17 protein-coding genes and 1 tRNA gene are annotated in these 18735 nt (G+C 39.2%); 11 read left to right on the forward strand and 7 right to left on the reverse strand.

All coding sequences use genetic code 11. The features are described from left to right. From PL9214_RS24420 to PL9214_RS24430, 3 genes are all read left to right on the forward strand, one after another. Complete coding sequence (locus PL9214_RS24420) at positions 1-912, forward strand: MBL fold metallo-hydrolase (protein WP_072721739.1); 912 nt, start codon at positions 1-3, stop codon at positions 910-912. A gap of 82 nt (positions 913-994) precedes the next feature. Beyond that, positions 995-1543, forward strand: a complete 549-nt coding sequence (locus PL9214_RS24425; RefSeq protein ID WP_072721741.1) for a DUF3747 domain-containing protein — start codon at positions 995-997, stop codon at positions 1541-1543. A 44-nt stretch (positions 1544-1587) separates the two neighbouring features. Further along, a complete protein-coding gene (locus tag PL9214_RS24430) occupies positions 1588-2331 on the forward strand; it encodes a Uma2 family endonuclease (RefSeq protein WP_072721743.1) in 744 nt (247 codons plus the stop codon). 48 nt (positions 2332-2379) lie between these two features. Here PL9214_RS24430 and nadA read toward each other — a convergent pair whose 3' ends face one another. Then, positions 2380-3354, reverse strand: coding sequence for a quinolinate synthase NadA (nadA, locus tag PL9214_RS24435; protein ID WP_072721745.1), 975 nt, complete (start codon positions 3352-3354; stop codon positions 2380-2382). A gap of 128 nt (positions 3355-3482) precedes the next feature. Here nadA and PL9214_RS24440 point away from each other — a divergent pair, with 128 nt between their 5' ends. Together PL9214_RS24440 and PL9214_RS24445 are read left to right on the forward strand one after the other, a co-directional pair. Next, complete coding sequence (locus PL9214_RS24440) at positions 3483-4415, forward strand: TIGR04168 family protein (protein WP_072722325.1); 933 nt, start codon at positions 3483-3485, stop codon at positions 4413-4415. A gap of 28 nt (positions 4416-4443) precedes the next feature. Beyond that, positions 4444-4528 (forward strand) — tRNA-Ser (locus PL9214_RS24445). A gap of 134 nt (positions 4529-4662) precedes the next feature. On the opposite strand, the gene PL9214_RS24450 is transcribed toward PL9214_RS24445, so the two are convergent. Continuing rightward, complete coding sequence (locus PL9214_RS24450) at positions 4663-5151, reverse strand: DUF6803 family protein (RefSeq protein WP_072721746.1); 489 nt, start codon at positions 5149-5151, stop codon at positions 4663-4665. Positions 5152-5587: 436 nt separating this feature from the next. On the opposite strand from PL9214_RS24450, the gene PL9214_RS24455 reads away from it, so the two are divergent. Beyond that, positions 5588-5917, forward strand: a complete 330-nt coding sequence (locus PL9214_RS24455; protein WP_072721748.1) for a hypothetical protein — start codon at positions 5588-5590, stop codon at positions 5915-5917. A gap of 101 nt (positions 5918-6018) precedes the next feature. Continuing rightward, positions 6019-6663 carry a hypothetical protein gene (locus tag PL9214_RS24460; protein ID WP_245824359.1) on the forward strand — a complete coding sequence of 215 codons (645 nt, stop codon included), beginning with the start codon at positions 6019-6021 and terminating at the stop codon, positions 6661-6663. Positions 6664-6697: 34 nt separating this feature from the next. Here PL9214_RS24460 and pta read toward each other — a convergent pair whose 3' ends face one another. Beyond that, complete coding sequence (gene pta / locus PL9214_RS24465) at positions 6698-8788, reverse strand: phosphate acetyltransferase (RefSeq protein WP_072721751.1); 2091 nt, start codon at positions 8786-8788, stop codon at positions 6698-6700. 200 nt (positions 8789-8988) lie between these two features. On the opposite strand from pta, the gene hemB reads away from it, so the two are divergent. Beyond that, positions 8989-9993: a porphobilinogen synthase gene (gene hemB / locus PL9214_RS24470; RefSeq protein WP_072721752.1), complete on the forward strand. Its 1005-nt coding sequence runs from the start codon at positions 8989-8991 to the stop codon at positions 9991-9993. 408 nt (positions 9994-10401) lie between these two features. On the opposite strand, the gene PL9214_RS24475 is transcribed toward hemB, so the two are convergent. The 4 genes from PL9214_RS24475 to PL9214_RS24490 all read right to left on the reverse strand — a co-directional run bounded on the left by PL9214_RS24475 (position 10402) and on the right by PL9214_RS24490 (position 14657). After that, positions 10402-11469 carry a hybrid sensor histidine kinase/response regulator gene (locus tag PL9214_RS24475; RefSeq protein WP_072721754.1) on the reverse strand — a complete coding sequence of 356 codons (1068 nt, stop codon included), beginning with the start codon at positions 11467-11469 and terminating at the stop codon, positions 10402-10404. Positions 11470-11480: 11 nt separating this feature from the next. Continuing rightward, positions 11481-11702 (reverse strand): response regulator, encoded by a 222-nt coding sequence (locus PL9214_RS24480; RefSeq protein WP_072721755.1) that lies wholly within the window; start codon positions 11700-11702, stop codon positions 11481-11483. A 182-nt stretch (positions 11703-11884) separates the two neighbouring features. Next, positions 11885-12319, reverse strand: a complete 435-nt coding sequence (locus PL9214_RS24485; protein WP_072721757.1) for a response regulator — start codon at positions 12317-12319, stop codon at positions 11885-11887. A gap of 28 nt (positions 12320-12347) precedes the next feature. Then, positions 12348-14657: an ATP-binding protein gene (locus PL9214_RS24490; RefSeq protein WP_072721759.1), complete on the reverse strand. Its 2310-nt coding sequence runs from the start codon at positions 14655-14657 to the stop codon at positions 12348-12350. Positions 14658-15088: 431 nt separating this feature from the next. Here PL9214_RS24490 and PL9214_RS24495 point away from each other — a divergent pair, with 431 nt between their 5' ends. Genes PL9214_RS24495 through PL9214_RS24505 form a run of 3 tightly spaced genes read left to right on the forward strand, consistent with a single transcriptional unit; the run spans position 15089 to position 18709 of the window. Then, complete coding sequence (locus tag PL9214_RS24495) at positions 15089-15820, forward strand: response regulator transcription factor (RefSeq protein WP_072721761.1); 732 nt, start codon at positions 15089-15091, stop codon at positions 15818-15820. Beyond that, positions 15813-17579 (forward strand): EAL domain-containing response regulator, encoded by a 1767-nt coding sequence (locus PL9214_RS24500; protein ID WP_072721765.1) that lies wholly within the window; start codon positions 15813-15815, stop codon positions 17577-17579. Before PL9214_RS24495 ends, PL9214_RS24500 begins: the two co-directional genes overlap by 8 nt. A gap of 29 nt (positions 17580-17608) precedes the next feature. Next, complete coding sequence (locus PL9214_RS24505; RefSeq protein WP_072721767.1) at positions 17609-18709, forward strand: hybrid sensor histidine kinase/response regulator; 1101 nt, start codon at positions 17609-17611, stop codon at positions 18707-18709. Positions 18710-18735 lie beyond the last annotated feature (26 nt).

The following is an 18735-nucleotide window of genomic DNA, read 5'->3' on the forward strand; positions in this document are numbered from 1 at the left end:
ATGGAAACCAGCCTATCGTCTGTTGGGCTCAGCCCTCAAAATTATCCTAACGTCTTTGATTCCTCCAAGAACCCTGAAGATTTTGTGATCCAGTTTTGGGGGGTTCGCGGTAGTATTCCCACCCCTGGAAAAGAAACCATTCGGTATGGAGGCAATACATCCTGTTTAGAAATGCGAGTCGCAGGTAAACGCTTAATTTTTGATGGCGGAACTGGCTTACGAGTTTTAGGGGATGAGTTAATGCGAGAAATCCCTGTAGAAGCGTATATGTTTTTTACCCATTATCATTGGGATCATATCCAAGGATTTCCTCTATTTACTCCGGCATTTATGCAGGGAAACTGTTTTCATATTTATGGGGCTATTCCACCGGATGGGGACTCGATGAAACAACATTTCATTGAACGGATTTTACATCCTAATTCTCCGGTTCCCCTCAAAGGCATTCAAGCTGACTTAAGATTTTATACCCTGAAGCCGGGGGATTCGATGATGTTGGATGATATTTTAATTGAAACGGGACAATTGAATCATCCTAATACCGCAATGGGTTATCGCATCACCTGGAATGGACGCACGGCGGTTTATTGTTCCGATACTGAACACCTCCCCGATGGTTTGGATGAAAATGTGTTAAATCTGTCTCAGGATGCTGATGTTTTGATCTACGATGCCATGTATAGCGATGAGGAGTATCATAATCCTAAATCTCCGAAAATCGGTTGGGGTCATTCCACTTGGCAAGAAGCTGTAAAAATGGCACAAGCGGCTGGGGTGAAGCGAGTCGTGATTTTCCATCATGATCCCTCCCACACCGATGACTTTCTCGATCAAATCGAACAGGAAGTCCAAGCTGTATTTCCCAAAGCCATTATGGCACGGGAAGGGTTAGTTGTTCCCGTTGGGTTTTAGAGAACCCTAACAGGTCTAGGGACAATAACCAGAGTATTATCAGTAGGTAAATTTAGAACCCATTGGACGGTGCAGATTATAGATGAAATTAGCACTGAAGCGAGCGCTTATAGCATTGATGATTGGGATATCCACTCTGAGTCTTCCCTTAAATGCGATCGCTGTAGAATTTGACCAGAAGGAAGTTGATCAGGAACGATTTGTGGCAATTGCTGTCCCTCGTGCCTTTGGACATACCTTAGTGGTTGTCGAACAAGTCTCAGATAGTCGCCCTTGTTGGAGTGAAAGTGGCTCTCAGCCTATTATTGTTGATCCGTTACTGCTCAATTTTGATTTTACAGGCATTTGTGGACGCGCAACGGATAGCAATGGTTATTCAGTCAGAATGGCGGGAAAAGATTTAGCTTTATCCCACGCCCTGAGTGTTCAAAGTACACCCAATGATATTTTGTTAGTTGCTCAGTCCCGTGCAGATGTATACGCCCCACCGATTATTATTGGTAGAACCTATGGATTTACGAATGGTTTTGCCAAAATTATTTTAGAACCGGGTTGGCGCTTAACCAAACGAGTTTATCAAGGAAAAACTTTAGGTCATATTTATTTTACAAACGATTCTCCGGCTTTTTAAAGCGTGCATTAAACTTAAATCATGTTAACACTCTCGTTAAAATTATGGTGACAACTCAGGAACAAATTATTACTCCTATTATTACTTGGGAAAAGTTACCCGATGATTTTATATTAGAAGAAGAACCTGTGGAAAATACGGCTCAACCTTTAATTGCGGGTGCGTTGCGCGAAAGTTTAGAATTAGCAGGGTTAATTCAACCGGAAATGCTAATTGCTTCTAATTTTGGGTTATGTGCAACAATGAATGGGGAATTAGTAATTAAAGCCCCAGATTGGGTGTATATAAAACAAGTAAAATCCATTGAACCGGAAACAACACGAAAAAGTTATACGCCGAATTTGCAAGGGGATATTCCCAGTATTGTTATTGAATTTTTATCGGAAACTGAAGGGGGAGAATATTCGGTTAAACGTAGTTATCCGCCGGGGAAATGGTATTTTTATGAACAAATTTTGCAAGTTCCGATTTATGCTATTTTTGAACCGATAACGGGACAATTAGAAGTTCATTCTTTACAAAATAGCCGTTATGAATTGGATAAAATCAATGAGAATAACTGTTATTGGATTGAAGATTTAAAGCTATTTTTAGGGGTTTGGCAAGGGGAAAAAGAGCAACGGAATGGGTATTGGTTGCGCTGGTGGGATGAAGCAGGAAATATACTTCCTTGGGGGGTAGAAAAGGTTGAACAAGAACGTCAACGAGCGGAACAGGAGCGTCAACGGGCAGAAAAATTAGCTGAATTTTTGCGATCGCAGGGAATTAATCCTGATGAAATTTGTTAAGGAATCAAAAACCCGGTTTCTTGAAGAAACCGGGTTTTTGGGAAACAACTATTTACTCATTTCTAACATTCGTTGAATCGGACGTAAAGCTGCAATGCGAATCTCTTCAGGAAGGGTAATTTCTGGGGAACGATTTTTCATGGATAAATACAATTTTTCCAACGTATTTAACCTCATGTGGGGGCATTCATTACAGGCACAACTATTCATTGGAGGGGCTGGAATAAAGGATTTACCTGGGGTTTCCTTCTCCATTTGATGAATAATTCCCGGTTCAGTAACAACAATAAAACTCAACTTAGGACTTTTCTGAGCATAGTTTAATAATGCCGTTGTTGAGCCAATATAATCCGCATGACGCAAAATCGGCGGTTCACATTCAGGATGAGCAATAATTTCCGCTTCAGGATGTTCTATTTTCAATTGAACTAACTTCTTCTCAGAGAAGTTTTCATGCACCAAACAAGCCCCTTGCCATAATACCAAATCCCGTCCCGTTTCTGCCATTACATATCGCCCTAAATTACGATCTGGAGCAAAAATAATCGGTTGATCTTCGGGAATTTGCCGCACAATATTCACCGCATTAGAACTGGTGCAAATAATATCACTCATGGCTTTAATTTCAGCCGTGCAGTTAATATAAGACACCACAATATGATCAGGATATTGAGCTTTAAATTTAGCAAAGGCATCCGGTAGACAACTTTCAGCTAAAGAACAGCCCGCATTTAAGTCGGGTAACAACACTAATTTATCAGGATTCAAAATTTTGGCGGTTTCTGCCATAAAATGAACCCCTGCAAACACAATCACATCTGCATTAGTTTGAGCCGCTTGACGAGATAAGCCCAAAGAATCTCCAATATAATCAGCAATATCTTGAATATCAGGATCTTGATAATAATGCGCTAAAATAACGGCATTCAACTCTTTTTTGAGGGATTGAATCGCTGCAAATAAATCAGTCGGTAAATCTGCAACCGTCGAACCATTTTGTCGGGGAAGTGTGGATGTAAACACAGTGCAAACCTTCTAGGAACCGTGAACCATTTTGAATTGTAGCTCCTAATTATAGTTGAATTCACCAAAAATGGGGATTCACGGTGAGCAAATAATTGCTTATCCTAGATCAGAGAACCTTTGAAACCATAAGCGTTGTGAATACCAAACCCATTAAAATTGCTGTTGTCGGGGATGTTCATGATCAGTGGGAAAACGATGATGCCCTGGCTTTGAAGTCTTTAGAGGTTGATTTAGTGCTATTGGTTGGGGATTTTGGCAATGAAGCGGTGGAGCTTGTCAGAACCATCGCTGAGTTAGATATTCCCAAAGCGGCGGTCTTTGGCAACCATGACGCCTGGTATACCGCAACGGAATGGGGTCGGAAAAAATGCCCCTATAATCGTCAAACGGAAGATTGGGTGCAAGAACAACTGGATATTATGGGGGAAGATCATGTCGGTTACGGAAAACGGGACTTTCCCCAGTTGCAGTTAACCGTTGTGGGTGGTCGTCCCTTTAGTTGGGGTGGCCCGGAATGGAAATATAGTGATTTTTACGAAGAACGATTTGGGGTGAATAATTTTGCAACCTCTGCCCAGCGCATGATTAAAGCGGTACAATCGGCTCGTTTTGAGCGGATTCTGTTTTTAGGTCACAACGGCCCTACAGGTCTAGGAGAGGCAGCAGAAGCCCCCTGTGGCAAAGATTGGAACCCCCTAGGAGGAGATTATGGTGATCCTGATTTTGCCGAGGCGATCGCTCAAGCCCGAACATTCGGTAAAACCATTCCCCTGGTTGCTTTTGGTCATATGCACCATACCCTCCGTCATACCAAGACCCGTCTCCGTCAACGGTTAGTGACTAGCTCTGAAGGAACAGTTTATCTCAATGCAGCTTGCGTGAGTCGGATTCGAGAAACACCCCAAGGACAACAACGGAATTTTTCCCTTGTGACCTTAGACTCCGAACAAGTCTCGGAAGTATCCTTAGTTTGGGTCGGTGAGGATTTTCAGGTGGTTGAGACGGAATTACTTTATTCTTCTACTGCACTCTTGGCACAATCTGCGTTTATGCTATAATTCCTATTTAGCTCATGAATGAGCAATTGGAGAGGTGGCAGAGTGGTCGATCGCGCCTGACTTGAAATCAGGTGAACTGAAAGGTTCCGTGGGTTCAAATCCCACCCTCTCCGTTATTTTAGAGTGCTTTCGGGCAGGTTTTTCACTCCACATAACCTTTCAGTTACCCTGATCATCACTCAACTCTTCACCGCGTAAGTCCTGTTCTTTTTAGAACAAACCCCTATAAAATCCGTTTCATTGCCCATTACATCCCCGGCATCCCTGAATGTCCGCCTAATAGGGAAGGACTGAGCATTCCAAAAATCATGGCAATATGGGCAACAACCAGAAAAACAGCAACAAAGGTGGCGTGAAGTTTGAGTTTGGATTCTTCACTTTTATGTTTACCAATTAAGTCTAATTCTAAAAGACTAATTCCTAATAAAGGCACAACTCCTAATAAATAAAATCCTACGGCAATCACATCAATAATGGTTCTCCATTGTCCCGCCATTGTGATGGGAATAACCGCTTTAAAAAATAGATGTAAAAAGATGATTAAAAAGTAAAATCCTGCTAAAATACCGGCGAATTTATTAATTATTCTGACTGTTCCTTTTAAATTCCGAGTAAATAAAATATACAGTTCAGATACTGCAATTGTTTCTGCTAAAATCACAGGCACAGCCATAAAAATCAACAAATTCCAAGGCTGGTTAGTGGCGAGAAGCTCCATATAATGAGTCATATCCATGGGACTTTTCCTCTGTTTTTATAATTAATAATAGTCAATTTTTTGTGATCTTAGCATTAAAAAAATATTAACTCTGCCTCTGCGCTCAGATTCAAGCAAGTCAGGAGAATACTGGCTTTACAGCACTTTCTTCCTGAGACATCTTGATGCTACGACCTCAAAGATAAGTTAAGGATTAACGAAATACAGGGCGGAGTTTGTAGAAGTTATTCAGGTTATGATTACTTTTATTTATCGTTTTAACAATTAAGAATATTTGCTTTTATTATTCCATCAACGTACATTAAAAGTCATCAGTTTAAACCCAACTTACAAAGAACTCTTGCGAGGTACAACATGAATTCTACTTCATTCACAGCATCACTCTTCCGAAATTAAACAAATGAGTTAAGTCTCACAATTAAAAACTCAAAGTTTATAAGCGTAAGTAAAAAAGATGAAAGTTTTCCCGATGCCTCTTGTTGTCTTATTAATCGGAATCAACTTGATTATTTCTTTCCCTGCTTTAGCAGAAGATTCCCCCTCTGTCATCGGTAGTTCTGAGGCTTTGGAAGTCGGTCAAAAAGTAATTTGGCTATACAAAGTTCGTGCAGATTCTACTGACATTCATAAAATTCCGGCTGAAGTTGTCAAGTTAGGCTCCAAGCAAGTCCAAATTAAGTTTCGTAAAAATAGCAACAAATTTATCAATCGCTGGGTGAATCGAAATCGGATTGAGAGTTTCCCTTCTGTTCAAAATCCAGACCCTGACAAAAATACGGATTAGGAAAAATCCTCCCCTTTCATCAATTAAATTGATTAAAACAACAAACAAAACTATTTGCTTTTATTGAAGCACTTTGTTTAAAGTAAAGTTCGAGGAAACAAATGTCAAAGCAGGAAAATAATATGCGGTTTCTCAAAATTGTCTTTGTCGGTCTTTTATTATGCGTGAACCTTGTTATAGCTCAACCCTCTTGGGCTAACAAAGATTTTACGAAAGGTGCTGATTATACTGAAGTCACTCAAGCCCTCAATCAACTTCTACAAGTCAAGAATACACCGGAGGAAGCGGGCTATACCCCTGAACAATTTCAGCACCGACTCGCCCAATTACAGTCTCAAAAAACGATTCTGGAAACTGCAAAAAAACGGGCGCAGTGTCGCAATGAAACTGGAAAAACCATCGGGGTTTATGCCAGTGATGGTGGAAAAACCCCTAGCGAACTTTATTTTCTAGCAACGGGTCAAATTACGGATGATGATTGGGATTGTGATGGTTTCTACTTACCCGCAGGTTCTCAAGTAGTTCTCAGTCCAAATACTCCAGTCCAAGAGTTAACTGAACCCATTACAGTTAAGTTTGTTGACGGTACCCAATCTATAGCAAAAACCAACCCAACAACGGGTGTGATTGAATTGAATATTGAACCTGCCCATATTTTAAAAGCAGGTGAAAGTAACGGGTTAATTCCCACATTATCTCAAGCAGATATTGATACCCAAATTCCGAATCCAGAGTTAATTGACTAATCACTGAATTTGGCTTCAGGGAAATCAATGCGTTTTAATTTATTCCCTGAGCTTGAATTGCCGTAATCGCAACGGTATTGACAATATCAGGAATCGTACAGCCTCGACTTAAATCATTCACGGGTTTATTTAACCCTTGTAAAACCGGGCCAATGGCAATCGCATCCGCCGACCGTTGTACAGCTTTGTAAGTATTATTTCCCGTGTTTAAATCAGGGAAAATAAACACCGTTGCGTGTCCGGCTACTTCACTTCCAGGGAGTTTTGTTTTAGCCACATCTTCATCAACCGCCGCATCATATTGAATCGGGCCTTCTATTTTTAAATCGGGGCGTAATTGACGGGCAAGAATGGTGGCTTCTCGAACTTTATCGACATCTTCTCCTTGACCGGATTCTCCCGTAGAATAGGATAACATAGCCACTAAGGGTTCCACCCCAAATTGTTGAGCGGTTAAGGCAGAACTAATGGCAATATCTGCTAATTGTTGAGGATTAGGATTAGGATTAACCGCACAATCTCCATAGACTAAAACCCGGTCTTCTAAACACATTAAAAACACACTGGAAACAATGGAACATCCGGGTTGAGTTCTAATAAATTCTAAGGCGGGACGAATTGTATGTCCGGTGGTATGAACGGCCCCGGATACCATGCCATCTGCCATGCCTTTATAAACCATCATTGTACCAAAATAGCTAACATCGTGCATCACATCTCGCGCACAATCTTCGGTAATACCTTTATGTTTTCGGAGTTGATAATAGGTTTGAGCATAGTCTTGATACCATTCGGAAGTCATGGGATTAACAAGATTAACGCCATCGAGTTTTAAGCCAAAGGAAGTTGCTTTTTCTCGAATTTCATCGGGATTTCCTAATAAAGTAATTTCGGCGACACCCCGCCTTAATAAAATTTCACTGGCTTTTAAAATCCGTTCTTCTGTACCTTCGGGTAAGACAATATGTTGACGTTGTTTTTTAGCTCGTGCAATTAATTCATACTCGAACATAATTGGCGTAATGCGCGAAGGACGAGATAAGGAAATCCGTTTTTCGATTTTAGACGTATCAATATAGGTTTCAAATCCTCCTAACGCAGATGCGATTTTTCGCTCGTTATCTGGCGTAATTTTTGAATGCACATGGTTAATTTTAGTGGCGGTATTGTAGGTATCGGTTTCCACCGCCAATAGGGGAACTGTCCATTTTTTAAAGCCTTTAATCAGTTTATGGAGGGAGGGCGCAAGTTCTAAGCCTCCGGTTAAAATAATTCCGGCAATATTGGGATAATTTTCTGAAAAAGTGGAAGCTAAACACGCTAAAATAATATCAGCGCGATCCCCTGGGGTAATGATTAAACTGCCTTCTCGAATATGATATAAGAAATTCGGAACGTGCATTGCCGCCACTTTAAACGATATCACTTCTTGTTTTAATTGTTCTGGATCACCATGAACCAATCGAGCTTGAACGGCGGTGGCAATTTCTCCAACGGTTGGTTTCCCTAAGTCTTCGATTTCGGGTAAGAAAAACACCGGATCATCATAAGACCAAATATGTTCCAGTTGATCAGCAACGGATTGAAATTGTTCTAAGGGAATGCGATTAACCATCGTTGCTACTAAGCTACACCCTTGTTCTATAAAGGCTTCTCGTTCACTTTTGACACTGCTAATCAGTTCTTTTATCGTTTTCCCTTGACCATTAGCAACTAATAAAATAGGGGCGGATAATTGATTGGCAATTTCTGCATTTAGGTTAAACTCAAAGGCGGAAATAACATCAGTAAAATCCGTTCCTTCACAGATAATAAAATCACATTTAGCTTCTAAAATTTTATATTTTTCAATAATGCGTTTGAGAATTTCTTCAAGTTGTCCTTCTGCAACTAACGTCCGGGTTTCTTCATGGGTGACTCCATAATAAGTTTCATAGGAAAACTCTAAATGATAGCGACTGGAAATCAGTTCAATATCATTATCTGGTTGGGTTCCCGCATGAATCATAGGACGGAAAAATCCTAACCGTCGAATGCGTTTGGAGAGTAATTCCATGATGCCTAACAGAATCAAGGATTTACCACTATTGGGTTCAATGGCACTAATATATAAATTGTTAATCATAAGTTAAAAATCGGTTAACGTCAGATTTATTCCCTCTCTTTAATTCTAGGCTGATTTTTCAGATCGGTTGTGACTCTTGGCAAAGTTCGGCTTTTTTTTAAGATTGTTACATTTATTAACAATTGGGGAAGATTCACAACTCACCACAATGGGATAATAAGTGATTGGTCTTTAGTAAAATTTTTTATTGATCGCTTCTTATGCCATCCCAATCTCACCGAAATTCCTTAAATCTGGTTCAACGTCCTCGCCGTCTCCGCCGTACCGATGCTTTGCGGCGCATGGTTCAGGAAACCCATCTTACGGTTAATGACTTAATTTATCCTCTATTTGTTATGGAGGGGGAAAACCAAAAAGTTGAGGTTTCTTCCATGCCCGGAAGTTACCGCTATACCTTAGATTTACTTTTAAAAGAAGTCAATGAAGCTTGGGAATTAGGTATCCCCGCCATTGCCTTATTTCCCTTGGTCGCTGAAGAAAAAAAAGATAACGCAGGAACAGAAAGTTATAACCCCGATGGCTTAATTCAACGCACGGTGCGGGCGATTAAACAGGCTATTCCTGAAATTATGATTATCACCGATATTGCTCTTGATCCGTTTTCGAGTAAAGGTCATGATGGCATCGTCAGTGATGACGGGGAAATTCTCAATGATGAAACCGTTGAAGTCTTAGTCAAACAAGCCCTGTCCCATGCGGAAGCGGGGGCTGATATTGTCGCGCCGTCGGATATGATGGATGGTCGCATTGGGGCAATTCGTGAGGGGTTAGATGAAGCGGGATATATTGAAGTCGGGATTTTAGCTTATACTGCCAAATATGCCTCCGCCTATTATGGCCCCTTCCGGGATGCCTTGGATTCCGCTCCTAAATTTGGCGATAAGAAAACCTATCAAATGAACCCCGCCAACTCCAGAGAAGCGTTAACGGAATTGGCTTTGGATGAATGCGAAGGGGCAGATATTGTCATGGTCAAACCCGCTTTAGCGTATTTGGATATTATTCATCTGCTGCGGTCAGCAACAGATCTTCCCGTAGCCGCTTATAACGTCAGTGGGGAATATGCCATGATTAAAGCCGCGGGACAAATGGGTTGGATTGATGAGAAAAAAGTCATGTTAGAAACCTTAACCAGTATTAAACGGGCCGGGGCTGATTTAATTCTCACCTATTTCGCTAAGGAAGTCGCTTTGATTTTACGTTAAGAAAGATTAAAATAAGGCGGGTTTTACATCTTCACCCGCCTCCACCGTAAACTATCAACGGGGAAAACCGGAGACTCGGAAAAAATATAAAGATTATTAATAGATATTTAGATTTTATTTTAATATTTAAAACAATTCTCTTAAAAGTCAATTTTTTATTGAGAATAATTAGCAAAAAGTTGACGGATTCATAGGGGTTCTGGTATAGTAAGAAAAAGGGTATTCAAGGGCTTATTGTGTCTATGGGTAAAAATTCAGTCTATAACCCCCTTGCTGTCGTCAATACTGTATAAAAAATTACCCAGATTTCGTTTAGCGATGCACGGATTTTTGGAAGAGAATATTAAGTCGAGGCTAGGTATCTTGACAAAATTCTTATTTTGTGCATTGACGTTTCTTTTCCCTATTTTAGATTACGACAGTAAAAATAGACCCTTGAGGAGCGTTATTTTCAATAGAAATTGTCCCTCCGTGAGCTTCAACGGCTAATTTACAAAACGCTAAACCTAATCCAATTTGAGGAATTCCTTTGCGAAAAGTTCCGATATCGTATTTCTCAAAAATCCGTTGTCGGCTTTCTTCACTAATCCCAGAACCGCAATCGATTACCTGAATTTTCACCATTGCGTCCGGGGGATAACTGATTCGAAAAGTAACTTGACTTCCTACGGGAGAAAATTTAATAGCATTCGATAATAAATTATCAATCACTCGATGCAAAATCACCGGATCAACAAATATTTGTCTCCCGGCTTCGGGAAACTCATACAATAATTTGATCTGACGATAAGCCACAATTGCTTCAAAATCCGTCACCACTGTATGACCCATTTCAGATAGATCAACCTGCTCATACTCCAAAACGAATTCATCCGTTTGAACTTTAGCTATAATTAATAAACTATTGACTAAGGAAACCATGCGTTTGCTGAGTCGTAAAATATCCTCAACCTTTTGAAGTTGTTTGGGTTGTAATGGGGAAAGTTTGAGAAGTTCACAACTAAATAAAACCCCAGCTAAAGGATTATTCAAATCATGAATAATCATATTCGATAAATCCTCTCTCGCTTGAAGTAACGCTTGTAATTCATCATATTGCTGCTTCATTCTTAACATAGAGCGAATTCGGGCACGCAATTCAATCCCATTCACCGGCTTACTAATAAAATCATCCGCACCTGCATCTAAACAAAGTGCTAAATCTTCTTTAGCCGTTAAAACGGTGACCATAATAATCGGAAGATGACACCAAAGGGGATTTTTTTTGATCTGATGACAAAGTGCAATTCCATCGAACTGTGGCATCATCATATCTAATAAAATCACATCTGGTGATTTGACCGATAAATAGTCCAAGGCTTCAGTGCTGCTCCTGGCAAAACTCAGATCATACCCTTCTTGATATAAAAGAAATTCGATGACATGAAAATTGTCTGGCTCATCATCCACTATCAGCACGGAAGGAGGTAAAGCCATTCTTAACTCCTTTAACAAGATTTTGAGAAGAAAGTTTGTATCGTTTCTAATAATTGTACAAGACGAATGGGTTTCGTTAAATAGACATTTACATTCATTGCTAAATACCGTTCTTGATCTTCCGGCATAGCCAAAGCCGTTAATGCAATAATTGGAATTTGATAAATTGATGAATTTGCTCTAATTTGGCGCATGGCTGTTAATCCATCTATTGGAGGCCTGGAAATATCCATTAAAATCAAGGGCGGTCATTGCTCTTGTGTTATTTTAAGCACGTCTCAACTATTTTTAGCAAGCACAACTTGATAACCTTTGCCATCCCCATACTCCAACTTCAAGTAGTGCTATATCTTTCTTTAAGTAACGACGATAGACGGTTCGATGTTCTGGAGAATCGTCTTGTTGAATTCAAGTTTCAGCGCAGCAGAGAAACTTCTAGCCAATAATGAAGAAAATGCTTGATTTTCTGTTTGAATTCATCTATTCCTATAGGTTTTAAAAGATAACTGTTAGCTCCGTATAGATAGCAGGTTTCTATATCTTTAGGGTTGGAAGATGAGGTTAAGACAATAATCGGGATACTTTTTAGCATTATATCTTGTTTTACCTGGTAAATAACCTCCCGACCATCCGTTCCCGGTAAGTTCAGATCCAGAAGAATTAAATCTGGAACAGGTGCGATATCGGGATTAGAATAATGATCTTGATGATACAAATAAGCTAACGCATCGTCTCCATCCATAACCCTATAAATCCGATTAGAATAGGATAACTGTCGCATCACCCGTTTGAATGCGGTGAAGTCTTCATCACTATCCTCAACCACTAATATCGTTCTTTGATATTGCATTCACTTTCCTCAGCCTCTTTCTAATAATTTATCCTAAAAAATAAGGAAGTGTAAAATAAAAGGTTGTCCCTTCATGGGGAATAGAATTGAGCCAAATTGTTCCCCCATGTCGTTCAATAATTTTTTTAACAATTGTTAATCCCGCTCCCGTTCCACCTCCATATTGAGTTCGTGCATGAAGGCGTTTAAAAATTCTGAAAATAGTGTCATGATGCTTGAGCGGAATTCCAATACCATTATCCCGAATATACAACGTTAAAAACGGTTGAGTTTCTTCTGTGATCAGGAGTTCTGGATCTAAATATCCAATTTCGACAGATTTGATTAACTGCTCATTATATTTTAATCCATTACTAATTAAATTTGTCAAGACTTCTTGAATTAAAATTTTATCCCCTCGAATCAAGGGTAAAGTTCGAGGAATCACAATATTGATTGTATCGGCTGCATAACTCATTTGAAACAATTCAATAATCCGAGAGATTAACTGATTCAAATCTAACGGATTCAGCTTCAATTCCTGTCGCCCCAGGCGAGAAAAATGTAATAGAGAATTGATTAAATCCTCCATCCGTTTCGTCAAATCAACTAAGGTTTGCAGTTTATAAACTCCATCCTCATCGAGAACTTGACCATAATCTTCCAATAAAAAGGTAGAATAATTATGAATTCCGCGCAAGGGTTCTTTTAAATCATGGGAAGCAATATAAACAAAGGCATCTAACTCGCTATTGGTGCGTTGTAAATCTAAATTTATTGCGGCCAGTTCGTCAGCTTTCTGTAAAATAATACTAACTAAGGCACTTCTGACTTCTAGGGCGGCTTCAATTTCAAAAGGTTGCCAAGGTAAGGACTTTCCCTGAACCGTTTCTTGCCACAGAGCAAAGGATTTACGCGGAAAAATTGTTAAACTGCCATCTTCTTCAATTCGTTTTGGTTTATCAGGATTTCCCGCCCAATTCACATATTGTAATTGTTCAGGACGAAACCATAAAATAAAATTTCGTTTAATTTTGGTAATGGAAATTGCCAGTAAACCACTAGCAACCGCCTGAAAATTTGCCGCTGGAGGGTACACCGTTGAGAGGGAATCGGTAACAAATGTATGATTTTTAAATTGATCAGATAACCACAGAATTAAGGGTTCTAATTCTGAACTTGAAGGGGTTTTTCCTATAAGAATTAAATGCTCATCTTGAACAAAAACCGCCCCTTCTGCCGCCATTAATTTCAGGAGATCTTCTTGATTTTGCAGTAAAGCATCCATGATCGTTTCTGCCTGAACCATAATATCTGTAAATTTTGCTTGCAGAGATTTTAGGGATAGTTTGTAATCTAAATTTTCATGTTCTACCTTAGTCGGTAACTCTAAAGACATCGCTTGTCCCAGAAATTCACACACCGTTCTGAGACTATAGGAAAGAAATTTAGGGCTGTAATGATGACAGGCAATTAATCCCCAAAGTTGATTATTGTTAACAATTGAAATTGAGAGGGATGCTGCGACCCCCATATTTTTTAAATATTCTCGATGAATGGGAGAGACACTCCTCAACACACTAAAGCTTAAATCAAGGGGTTCTGTTGCTGTATCCGATGGCATAGAAATAATAGGAACAGGTTGATAATTAATATCAGGAATTAATCGCAATCCATTGAGAATATAGAGTTGTTTTGCTTGTTTAGGAATATCAGAATCAGGATAATGTAATCCCAGATAAGGTTCTAAATCCTCTCGCTTTTCCTCGGCAATGACCGTTCCTGAACCATCGGAAAAAAACCGATAAATCATGACTCGATCAAACTTCGTAATTTTTTGGATTTCTTGGATTAAAACTTCACACATTTGAGCAAGGGTTGTTGTTTTTTGCAGTTTTAAAAATACCTTTTTAGTTAATTCATAAAAATTTAAAAAATTAGGCGATTCTTTTTCTGCTGTTGGTTCTAATTCTAAAATAAAATAATTTTGAGGAGAACGGTGAATAATCCCTTGGAATACTTTGATATCTTGATTAATTTGTACCTGAAGTTGTACTGGATTAACCTGATCAAACGTTCCTTCTAAACACTCTTGCAGGGCCAAAAGTTGCTCTGAGGCAAATAGAAAAGATAGGGGGTGTCCTAAACATTGTTCGGGTGGGATCCCTAAATAAACCTCTGTATTATTACTAACTTGAAGAATATTCAGGTCAGGATTGGACAACACAAACAAAATTCCATGAGATTGAATTGTGCCCGGAAGATGGATAAGTTCTCGATCACAGTTATTTAAACTTAAAGGTTCAGGGAAAAGTTCAAATTGTGTCGTCGATGGTAAGTTAAAGTTATGGGAATTCAAGGAATAGGCCTCCTCAAGTTGTAGTATTATCAGTAATTATACAGTTAATTAAAACCGAACTCTTCATTAAAGGTCTATTTTAGATATCGGTACTGATTAAGATATGTTAAATCTAATTCTCAATCAAGGGTTGATAAACAGGTTAGTGATGCAGCGCAACGTGCTATAATCAGACTGGAGATTTTTCAGGATACCCAACAATTCATTTTGAAAGCCCAAGCTTAAGAAATTGGAATTCCTGAAACCAAAAAAAATATTTAACAAATTTTATTGCAGTTCAAATGCAGGAAATATTTCCGGTACTGGACTCAGTTGATCAAGGGTTAAACCTTTTTCAAAGCTCATCGGGGCAGTATTTTGATCGAAACCATCCTCGGAGCAAAAACACAATTTACCATCAAATTATCGCTGGAGGGAAATGAATAAATTTTATGAATAAAGTTTTGATTATTGAAGATGAAGATACCATTCGAGAAAATATAATGGAGTTACTTTTATCCGAAGAATTCCAAGTTTTAGATGCGGCTCAAGGTCAATTAGGGATTAAGTTAGCTTCAGAGTATCAACCCAACTTAATTCTCTGTGATATTATAATGCCAGATATTGATGGGTATACTGTTCTCACCGAGATGCAAAAACAACCCCTTCTTGCCAATATTCCGTTTATTTTTATGACCGCTAAAGCTGAACGCAGGGATTTGCGGTTAGGAATGGAATTAGGGGCGGATGACTACATCACAAAACCCTTTACACCGATAGAACTCTTGAGTACCATTCGCGCCCGATTAAAAAAACAACAACAGTATTTATTTCAATATGCGGAGGAACGAGAACGTGCAAATCAACTTAAACAGAAAGTTGCTGAACTTGAGCAACTCAGCAAAACCCAGGAAGAACTGTTACTGCGGCTATCAGAAGAACTGAGTAACCCGATGTCTAATATTAGTTTAGCGGTTCAAATGTTAAACTTATTATCAACCAACGCCAATGAAGTACCTCATTTAGCTTTAAAACAACAACGTTACTTAAAAATCCTCCAAGAAGAGTGTGCGCGGGAAGTGAGTATTCTCAATCAGATTTCAGACTTACAAACGCTATTAACCCCAGAAAATATTAAATTCATTCGCAAACTCAATGTATTACAGAGAAACAACTATGACTAAAATTCTTGTGATTGAAGATGAAGATTTAATTCGAGATAATATTGTAGAACTTCTCGAATCTGAAGACTTTGAAGTTTTCAATGCCGAGGACGGTAAAATTGGGGTGCAACTGGCTAGTCAACATCAACCGGATTTAATTTTGTGTGATGTGATGATGCCAGAACTCGACGGTTATGGGGTTCTCCTCAAGTTACAAGAAAACTCCCTGACAGCGACCATTCCCTTCATTTTCTTAACAGCAAAAGCTGATTTAGGAGACCTGCGGAAAGGAATGCAGCTTGGGGCTGATGATTATTTGACTAAACCCTGTACCGCCACAGAATTACTCAAAGCGATTGTGATTCGTTTAGAAAAACACACGATCTTAAAAGATCGTTATAGTAGCGAATTAAAAGTAGCTGAAGCTAAACTCAATCAATTAATTTATCAAAATAGCACCACAAGCTTACCCAACCGTTTATCTTTGTTGGAATATTTTCAACAAATGCTGCATCAATTAGCATCCTTATCGGGGATAGATGAAAATTGGAATTACCAAGGCATGATTCCCGTTCTCTGTTTAGGGGTAGATCGATTTAGCCGAATTAATGATCTTTTTGACTATGAAAGCGGAGATTTACTCTTAAAAGAGGTAGGAGAACGGCTCAGAAAAAATTTATCTGCTGAAAATATTATTACCCATATCAATGCCGATCAATTTGCAATTTTACTATCCCCAATTTTAGATAAAAAACAGCTGAAAACCACCTTAGAAGGATTACAACAAATCATTTCTAAACCCTTTGTTTTAATGAACCGGGAAGTCTTGATCACCATTAGCATTGGAATTGCACTCTATCCCCAAGACGGTCGGGAGATTCAACAACTTCTGCGGGCGGCAAAACAAGCCATGAATGAAGTCAAGCAACAAGGAGGAAATCACTATACTTTTTATACCCCCACCTGTGATCATGAACTCTCAGAACGGATTGATTTAGAAGTCGCCCTGCGCTATGCTTTAGAAAGGGAAGAGTTTCAACTTTACTATCAACCGCAAGTCAGTTTAAAAACAGGAAACATTGTCGGGGCAGAAGCGTTACTGCGCTGGAAACATCCCCAACAAGGAATGATTTCCCCGATGAAATTTATTCCGATTGCGGAAGAAACGGGTTTAATTGAACCGATTGGAGAATGGGTTTTATATCAAGCTTGTAAAGATAGTAAAGCATGGCGCTCTCAAGGGTTAGGTTGTTTACGGGTAGCCGTTAACTTATCGGGTCGTCAATTCCGAACTGCTAACTTGCGCCAAAAATTAGTGCAAGTTTTACTCACCACCGGCTGCGAACCGGATTATTTAGAATTAGAATTAACCGAAAGTTTGTTGATTCGAGATGCGGAATTATCCATCCAACAATTGCAAGCCTTAAAAGCCCTGGGTTTAAAAATAGCCATTGATGATTTTGGGACAGGATATTCTTCTCTCAACTATCTGCAAAAATTTCCGTTTGATGTGCTGAAAATCGATCAATGCTTCGTTCGGAATCTCCATAATAATAAAATCAATGCGGCTATTACCCAATCTTTAATTTCGATGGCGCATCTTTTAAATCTAAAAGTAATTGCTGAAGGAGTTGAAACCCAAGAAGAGTTAGACCTCTTGAATGAGTTTAATTGTAATGAAATTCAGGGATATTTATTCAGTCGTCCTCTCAATTTAGAAGAGTTTCAAGCCTTAGTTAAAAGCGGACGAAAATTAAAAGTTTCTCAACCGAATCCCTAACATGAATTAGAATCATTGAGGACATTCAAATGACCAAAATATTAGTAATTGAAAATGAAGAATCCATTCGAGAAAATATCGTAGAACTTTTAGAAATTGAAGAGTTTGAAACTTTATCCGCCGAGAATGGAAAAATCGGTTTATCAATTGCCCAAAGCACTCATCCCGATTTAATCTTATGTGATGTGATGATGCCCGAACTCGATGGCTATGGGGTAATAGAAGCATTGCGGAAAGAACCCGAAACCATGATGATTCCGTTTATTTTCCTAACCGCAAAAGCTGATAAATTGGATTTAAGGAAAGGGATGGAATTAGGGGCTGATGATTATTTAACTAAACCTTTTACCCCCTCTGAATTGTTAAAAGCAATTTCGACTCGACTCGAAAAACAAGCGGTTGTTCAAAAAGCATCTCAACAACAATTACAGGAACTTCGCAGCAATATTACCCATTCTCTTCCCCATGAATTAAGAACCCCTCTGAATGGAATTCTCGCTTCAACGGAATTGCTACTCCATGAATTAGACTTTATGGATGCCCAGGAAATTCGGGAAATGGTCGAGCAGATTTCTTTATCCGGTCAACGCTTATATCGGTTGATCATGAATTTTCTCCTCTATGCTGAATTAGAACTGATTGCTACCGAACCCAAACGCATTGCTGCCTTACGTCAGTATAAAACAGCATCTTCCAAAGACGCGATTACTGAACAAGTCATGACTCAGGTTCAAGAAGCACAACGGATGGCAGATTTATCTCTGAATTTGCAAGATGTTCCCATCGCCATGGCAGAGATGAGGTTGAAAAAACTGGTGGAAGAATTAGTTGATAATGCTCTAAAGTTTTCCAATCCAGGAGAACCAATTGAAATTAATGGATGTGTTAAAGACCGTCAATTTGTTTTATCGGTTAAAAATACTGGACGAGAAATGAATCCTCAACAAATTGCTCAAATTGGCGCCCATATGCAGTTTGAACGCAAACTCTATGAACAACAAGGCTCTGGCTTAGGATTAGCCATCGTCCAAAAACTCATCGAACTCCACGAAGGTCAACTGCTCATAGAAACTCCCACCCCCAACCAAACCCTCGTGACTCTTTATTTACCCCTAATGACTGACGCCTGACCCCTAACTTCCCCCCTCCCCATCTC

Source organism: Planktothrix tepida PCC 9214 (assembly GCF_900009145.1).
In the GTDB taxonomy this organism is placed as follows: domain Bacteria; phylum Cyanobacteriota; class Cyanobacteriia; order Cyanobacteriales; family Microcoleaceae; genus Planktothrix; species Planktothrix tepida.

Coding starts and splice junctions, on each gene's coding strand:
- PL9214_RS24420 (WP_072721739.1), top strand. CDS start 1: ATGGAAACCAGCCTATCGTCTGTTGGGCTCAGCCCTCAAAATTATCCT.
- PL9214_RS24425 (WP_072721741.1), top strand. CDS start 995: ATGAAATTAGCACTGAAGCGAGCGCTTATAGCATTGATGATTGGGATA.
- PL9214_RS24430 (WP_072721743.1), top strand. CDS start 1,588: ATGGTGACAACTCAGGAACAAATTATTACTCCTATTATTACTTGGGAA.
- PL9214_RS24450 (WP_072721746.1), bottom strand. CDS start 5,151: ATGGATATGACTCATTATATGGAGCTTCTCGCCACTAACCAGCCTTGG.
- PL9214_RS24455 (WP_072721748.1), top strand. CDS start 5,588: ATGAAAGTTTTCCCGATGCCTCTTGTTGTCTTATTAATCGGAATCAAC.
- PL9214_RS24460 (WP_245824359.1), top strand. CDS start 6,019: ATGTCAAAGCAGGAAAATAATATGCGGTTTCTCAAAATTGTCTTTGTC.
- pta (WP_072721751.1), bottom strand. CDS start 8,788: ATGATTAACAATTTATATATTAGTGCCATTGAACCCAATAGTGGTAAA.
- hemB (WP_072721752.1), top strand. CDS start 8,989: ATGCCATCCCAATCTCACCGAAATTCCTTAAATCTGGTTCAACGTCCT.
- PL9214_RS24475 (WP_072721754.1), bottom strand. CDS start 11,469: ATGGCTTTACCTCCTTCCGTGCTGATAGTGGATGATGAGCCAGACAAT.
- PL9214_RS24480 (WP_072721755.1), bottom strand. CDS start 11,702: ATGGATATTTCCAGGCCTCCAATAGATGGATTAACAGCCATGCGCCAA.
- PL9214_RS24485 (WP_072721757.1), bottom strand. CDS start 12,319: ATGCAATATCAAAGAACGATATTAGTGGTTGAGGATAGTGATGAAGAC.
- PL9214_RS24495 (WP_072721761.1), top strand. CDS start 15,089: ATGAATAAAGTTTTGATTATTGAAGATGAAGATACCATTCGAGAAAAT.
- PL9214_RS24500 (WP_072721765.1), top strand. CDS start 15,813: ATGACTAAAATTCTTGTGATTGAAGATGAAGATTTAATTCGAGATAAT.
- PL9214_RS24505 (WP_072721767.1), top strand. CDS start 17,609: ATGACCAAAATATTAGTAATTGAAAATGAAGAATCCATTCGAGAAAAT.